Origin of the sequence: Xanthovirga aplysinae (assembly GCF_009711365.1) — a bacterium.
Lineage (GTDB): Bacteria > Bacteroidota > Bacteroidia > Cytophagales > Cyclobacteriaceae > Xanthovirga > Xanthovirga aplysinae.
Genome location: NZ_SMMB01001027.1, coordinates 1 through 6,733 on the forward strand (window position 1 = coordinate 1; position 6,733 = coordinate 6,733).

At 35.1% G+C, this 6,733-nt stretch carries 4 protein-coding genes; 2 read left to right on the plus strand and 2 right to left on the minus strand.

The genetic code is table 11. From position 1 onward, the window contains the following. Positions 1-433: 433 nt before the first annotated feature. Entirely contained in the window at positions 434-1,873 is a 1,440-nt protein-coding gene (locus tag E1171_RS10765) for a PQQ-dependent sugar dehydrogenase (protein WP_246164278.1), read from the minus strand. 511 nt (positions 1,874-2,384) lie between these two features. On the opposite strand from E1171_RS10765, the gene E1171_RS10770 reads away from it, so the two are divergent. Both E1171_RS10770 and E1171_RS10775 read left to right on the plus strand, forming a co-directional pair. Next, positions 2,385-2,888: an endonuclease V gene (locus E1171_RS10770; protein ID WP_155206012.1), complete on the plus strand. Its 504-nt coding sequence runs from the start codon at positions 2,385-2,387 to the stop codon at positions 2,886-2,888. 366 nt (positions 2,889-3,254) lie between these two features. Beyond that, positions 3,255-4,922, plus strand: a complete 1,668-nt coding sequence (locus tag E1171_RS10775; protein ID WP_155206013.1) for an FAD-binding oxidoreductase — start codon at positions 3,255-3,257, stop codon at positions 4,920-4,922. Positions 4,923-5,133: 211 nt separating this feature from the next. Here E1171_RS10775 and E1171_RS10780 read toward each other — a convergent pair whose 3' ends face one another. Then, positions 5,134-6,501: an FAD-dependent monooxygenase gene (locus tag E1171_RS10780; RefSeq protein ID WP_155206014.1), complete on the minus strand. Its 1,368-nt coding sequence runs from the start codon at positions 6,499-6,501 to the stop codon at positions 5,134-5,136. Between the last annotated feature and the right edge of the window lie 232 nt (positions 6,502-6,733).

Genomic DNA, 6,733 nt, shown 5'->3' on the forward strand with positions numbered 1-6,733 from the left:
TTTTCCTTTCTTTAAATTGAAGTAGGTATATTCACAAAACTAGAAATAAAGCAAAATACAAAAATCAAAAAAATGGTATTTTAATTCCTATAAACAAAAATCAAATCGCATGAATTGATATGAAAACTCGTAACTGCAGTTTATAAAATAGCTGAATAAAGCATTATTGTTAAGATAATTTTATTACAATCATCTTAATTAGATCAGAAAAAAATTAAAAAACCAATACAGTAGACCTATTTACTATTTTTTTACTAAAACCAAATAAATAAAATAAACAATATAGTCCAAAAGAACATTAGAAAACATTCAGTATTCATCCGTTTATTTCCAAAACAAAAACTTGAATTCATTGAAAAAACAAGCATAAATAACTTTCACTTTCCAATATTTTTGAATATTACCCTAGAATCAAAATAAAGTCTTTAAAACATTATGAATCAGAACCATCAATAGGCATTAACCGAAATACATAGCCGGTTTCCACGCCTATATAAATGTATCCGTCCGGCCCCATTTTCACTTCTCTTAAACGACCTATATTTTTCACCAATAACTCCTCACCCACCACTTGATTATCGACTAAAACACTACGATTAAGATATCTATACCGTAAGGAACCTACAAGAAGACTTCCTTTCCAGTCACCATATTTATCACTATTGACAAAGGCCAAATTTGTGGGGGCAATGGATGGAGTCCAATAATGTAAGGGTTGTTCCATTCCTTCTTGCTCTGTTTTATCGGTGATTATGGTTCCATTGTAATTTATACCATAGGTAATTACTGGCCAGCCGTAATTAGCCCCAGATTTTATAATATTTATTTCATCTCCACCTCTCGGTCCATGTTCTGTTGACCACAATTCATTGGTAAAAGGGTTTAGGGTTAAACCTTGTGGATTCCTATGACCGTAAGAATATATCGACTTCATGGCATTTGCTATATGGTAGAAAGGGTTGTCCTCAGGGATGCTCCCATCATCCCGTATTCGATGAATTTTACCACCACCTCGCTTAAGGTTCTGTGGATTCCCATAGGTATCACCGCGATCACCAGCTGTGATATATAAATATCCCTGATCATCAAACACCATTCGTGAACCATAATGTATTCTGGAATCGGCATAAGGTAAAGCCTCAAAAACCAACTTTGACTCGGTTAACTGATCTCCAATCAACCTACAACGACTCACCGTTGTAGCAGATAATGTTCTTCCATTTTCTCTTTTAATTCCAGAATATGCAAAATACACCCAATTGTTTGCCTCAAAATTGGGATGGATTACCACATCCAGCAAACCTCCCTGACCACTTGAATGAACATCTGGCACTCCTCCTATTTCAATTTTATTCCCATTTGCATCTATTCTATACAAGCGGCCAGATCTATTGGTTATCAACAATTCATTATCTGGCAAAAACCCAATACCCCAAGGAACACCTACCCCAGAGGCGATGGTGTCCAACGAAAAGGTCAACAATTCTGTTTTAAAAGTATCGGACTCAATAACTTCATCCTCAATCCCATATCTTTCAATATTCGTAATAGCGGTCTGGATATAATCTACTAATCCATGAATCTGTTCCTCAGACAAACTGCCTTCAAATGCTGGCATGCCATCATTGGGATAACCTTTTTTTATGGATTGAAAAATATCGGTCGCAGACTTTCCATGTTTCCACACACGATCAGCAAATGCCTCTACGGTGCTCCCATGGCAAGAGGAACAATATTGTAAATACAACTTCTGGGCTTCCTGAGAATTCTCATCTAGTAGAGCAACCTGTCCATTGTTATCTTTACCGACACATTGAAAAAAAATAAAGCCTAACAAACCAATTAATAAGGTATTTTTAATCATTGCCGTCATATAAAAATAAATTTGAAAAGGATAGAAATATTTGGTGAACTCACTATACCATTCTCTTGTGCTGTACAATGTAACAAAAATTGCGATTGGATAGAAATGTAAAATTTTTTTTAACCTGTCCAAACCTATGATTATCAGAAAGGACTAATGTTTTTTCCATTTTATTCAAATATTATTTTTAAATTTATCCAAAATAGAACCGGCAAGTCAGCCCCTGGTGTTTTTACTCCTCCTTCTATCCCCAGAAGTTTTTAAAAAAAAATTATTTACCATTTATTTATCTTGAATAAAAAAACAACTAATAGCTATTGCCTTCAATTTGTTAATTTGGAAAGAGAAGTTCCTCAAATCGAACCAAAAAATTGGATAGGATAGTTGTCAAATAAAGTTTCTCTGGAAAAAATATCAATCGAAAGAAAATAGTTATTTAAAGCAAAGAAGCCTTTTGCCCTAATTGAAATCATAAACATTTCTTTCTCCCTCTTTTGCAGATCCAGACGGCCTCAGATATATGATAGTTGCCTTTGATGTTCAATATTATGATGATTATGCAAAAGCAATTGGTTTAGGTTTTGATAATTGGAGAGATAGCAAGCCCAAATTAATTTTAGCACAAAAAATATATGGTGTAAAAGAATATGTCTCAGGAGAGTTTTATAAAAGAGAACTGCCTTGCATTCTTACCCTTCTTAAGAAATTTGATTTAGAAAATATAGAATTGATAATTATTGATGGATATGTACAACTCAATAAAGATGGTAAATTAGGGCTTGGTGGTTACCTATATAAAGCATTAAATGGTAAAATACCAGTAATTGGAATTGCTAAGTCTAGTTTTTATAGTGCCAAAGGAATAATTAAAGAATTAATAAGAGGCCAAAGTAAAAAGCCTCTTTATATCTCTTCTATTGGCATTGAAAGTGTAAAAGCCTGTAAATTGATTAAATCCATGAGTGGGGATTATCGAATTCCTACTCTTCTTCAAATACTAGATAGCAAAACAAAGGAAAAGTAAAGACAATGTTTCAATAGACCCCCTTTATGACAAAAAAACCAATAGTCGTTGAGGGAACCCCAATAAATGTAATTGAAGTTTTTTCACCTTATTTCTTAAGTAAACAGGAACCAGTCTTCTTTTATTATAGGGAAAGTAGAATAGTGATAAAGTTTCCATCGATATCTGCAAAATCGCCTGATTAAATGAAACTTTTCCAAGCTTTATTTTTGCCACAAAATATGTATTTTTATAGGGCATACCTACAAAAAATAAGCATCCCCGAAACTTAATATTATTTCTAAATAACAACTAGTACTCTTCACTACATAAAATGTTCCCCTCCAAATATTTTCAATATTGTTCCTATCAATAATTCCCCTGAATATGAAAAATCAGAAACCAAAATGGGAGAATTGGCAAGAATACTTGCTTACTGAATATCGAGGATGGATATCGACCATCTTTCTTCTGCCTCTTTCAGTTCTATTTTCCATTTATTTCAAATGGAAGCAAAAGTGGCCTGTCAATCCCTCAAAAACCTGGCTAAAACATGAAAAAGGAATTAATAGCATCAAGGAACAATTACGACAGTGGAGAGAAGATGGAGCAAAGGAAAAATTATGTACAGGACGTAGCCCCTGGAAAACTATGAGTGAATTGATTCCAGATAAAGACAGGTATAGAAAAATCAACATCGATATGGATAATATCTTGGAAATTGATGAAGACCGGCAAGTGGTCAAAGTAGAACCTTTGGTGACCATGGGGCAAATTACAGCAGCATTAAAAGGTAGGGGTTGGACACTGACTTTGGTTCCCGAACTCGATGACCTCACCGTAGGAGGCCTTTTAATGGGTTTTGGGGTTGAAAGCAGCAGTCACCGATATGGTTTGTTTCAACATATTTGCAAATCCTTTTCTATCCTCACTCCCGATGGAGAATTAAGACATGCTACCCCAAATGAAAATAGGGATCTTTATTATTTAGTTCCATGGAGTCATGGAACCTTAGGTTTTTTGGTGGCTGCAGAATTAAAGATTATTCCATCCAATAGGTTTGTCCGCCTAGAGTATCAAGCAACCTTTTCTCCTGATCAATTGGTTAGCGTATTTGAATCCGCAAGCCAGGAAAAAGAAAAGCACCATTTTGTGGAAACTCTTGTCTTTTCAAAAGACAAGGCAGTAGTAATGAAAGGCAATTTAGTAGACAGGCCACAGAAAGATGGAATTCTAAATAAAATTGGCCGATGGCATAAACCCTGGTTTTTTAAGCATGTAGAGTCTTATCTGGAAAAGGGAAATGGAATAGAATATATACCCCTGCGACAATACTATCACCGTCATACCAGAAGTTACTTTTGGGAAATGAGGGAAATCATTCCATTTGGAAATAACCCATGGTTTCGATGGCTTCTTGGCTGGGCTATGCCTCCTCATATTCAATTATTAAAAAGACTGCAAAGCGAAACCATTCGGAAGTTAAGAGAACGGTTTCATGTAGTGCAAGATATGATTGTCCCCATATGTTTTTTAAAAGATTCATTAGAATATTTGGCTAAACACTACAGCCTTTATCCACTATGGCTTTGTCCATTATTAATCAAAGATAATGAAAGTGGAACCGGGTTTATTTATCCCTACCAATCCGATAAGGGAAATAGGGAGGAACTCCCATTTGGGACCAATTCACAATCAATACTGAAAAAGGAGAATAGGAATAATGAAGGCCACTTAGATCGGTCGCTTCCGGAGGAATTATTTGTTGATATTGGAATCTACGGCACTCCAATGGTCAAAAGTTTTGAAGGTAACAGGGAATTGAAGAATCTAGAGCATTTCGTTATAGAACATCATGGTTTTCAAGCCCTTTATGCAAGGACACTTTTAAGTGAAAAACAATTTCGTCAAATGTTCGACCACAAGGATTATGACAGAATTCGGCAAGAACTCCCCTATGTAAAAGAGGCTTTCGAGGAAGTTTATACAAAGCTGACAAAAGGACGTATCCAACCGGATAAAAAGAGAAAAAAAGTCAAGCAAAAGGCTCTCTAAATCTTTCATTTACATATTAATAATGAAATACATCTATTTATAAAAATATGTTTGTTCTAAAACTGGGGTCCGAAACTTCTCTACTTACAGAAATTGGGAACTTTACCTTCAATTAATTGACCACCCTGGACAATTAGAGAGATTCCCAAATTTGCTTGGGCCATTCTGGTCAAAAAATCATTTTCCTTTAGAGCATGTTTTCCAACAATAATTATCTCGCACGAGGAAATTCATCTTTTAATAAAGGAAAAATGATTTTAATACTGTCTTTCACTATATTGAAAGATTGATTAATCCTTCTTGGGGTAGGAAAAGGTTTCTGTAGTTCAAGAATTCCAATAAATGCCACAGAAAAAAAATGCTTAAGGAGGATACCTTTATTTTCAGAAATTCCAGCCAAAATGGCCATGGGCTCAGCAGAAAATTTCCCTCCTTTTTTTAAGTAAAGAAAACAAGCCCTTCGTAAAATTTTATGTAGAAAAAAACGGTAAAGGGAATAGGCCAATATATTAATTGAAGAGTTTTCCTTATACCGTTTTAAGTAAAACTGATGAATCTCCTTCAGTAAAAGTTTTTTGTCTTTGAGACTTCTAAGGCGGATAATGCGATCACCTAAAGATTTGGTATCTCTCAAAGATACTGTCATTCCCGCCCCTGTGGTTGGATGACGCATGTTTAAGCTATCCCCCAAAACCACTACTCCCCTTTTTAAAATAGGCTTAGAAGCCAGAAGAGCTGTAGCTTTTGCCTTAGGTTTATCGTTGGAAACAGCCTCAAAAAACTGAAGTTGTAGACTTTTCGGTAGTTGTGGTAATATTTTATTTATCAAATACCCCTTTAACTCATCACCTTTAATGGGTGAGTTGGTGTTAGGAAAATCAATTAGAATTCTAACCTTACCGCTTCCAACAGGATAAACCAATACAGGTCCAGGATTAGCCATAATCACATGACCGTGATTAGCAAAGGGCAACCTACAGTTTTCCAATACATACCCCACCATAAAACCTTTTATTCTTACTTTTCCTTTATTTAAAAAAGGACGAAGGGTACTTTGACTCCCTTGGCAAATTACTGTTAAATTTGCCCGAATTTCCTTTATTCCATTGGTAGAAGAGCGATATTGAACTCCAAGAACTTCCCCTTTTTTGCCTGTTACCAATTGAATTACATTCCCTTTAAAACAATGAACCCGTTCATTCTCTGCAAATTGCAAACGAAGGTTTTGGACAAATTTCCCATACCTGAAACCGAAGCCTTTTTGAAGGCATTTTTCAGCATCTTTAGGGTAAGCAATCCGGTAGGATTGATTTTGCAAAAACATAGCATAACCCTCAATTGGCTGGGCATCTATCCCTTGGAAGACTTTGTCCAGTCCCATTTCAGTAAGTTTAAGTACACCTCCTGGTTGTAACAATTCCCCTATAATTTCATCAGGCTCTTCCCAACACCGTTCTACTATAGCAATATTAAAATCAAACTTCCCTAAATATGCGGCTAAAGCGGCTCCTGAAATTCCAGCACCCACAATACAAAGATCATACATTGGGTTTTGCACTTCTTTATTAGTATTGCTCATTAACTAATAATTCTTAACGGTCAGAGGAAATGTATGCATACTTTCTTTTCTAGCTTTTCCCATGTATTCTCCTAAAAGAAATTATACATTCAATATTTTTTAATGGGATTTTTTTATCCTTCTTCTCCCATTAGTTAATTACCTTTTGCTTACTCCTCATTTAATTTAATAAAGAATTAGGAAGAAAAAATTCCCCATTTAATATAGTCCCTGTGATTTTATTCTTCCTCCC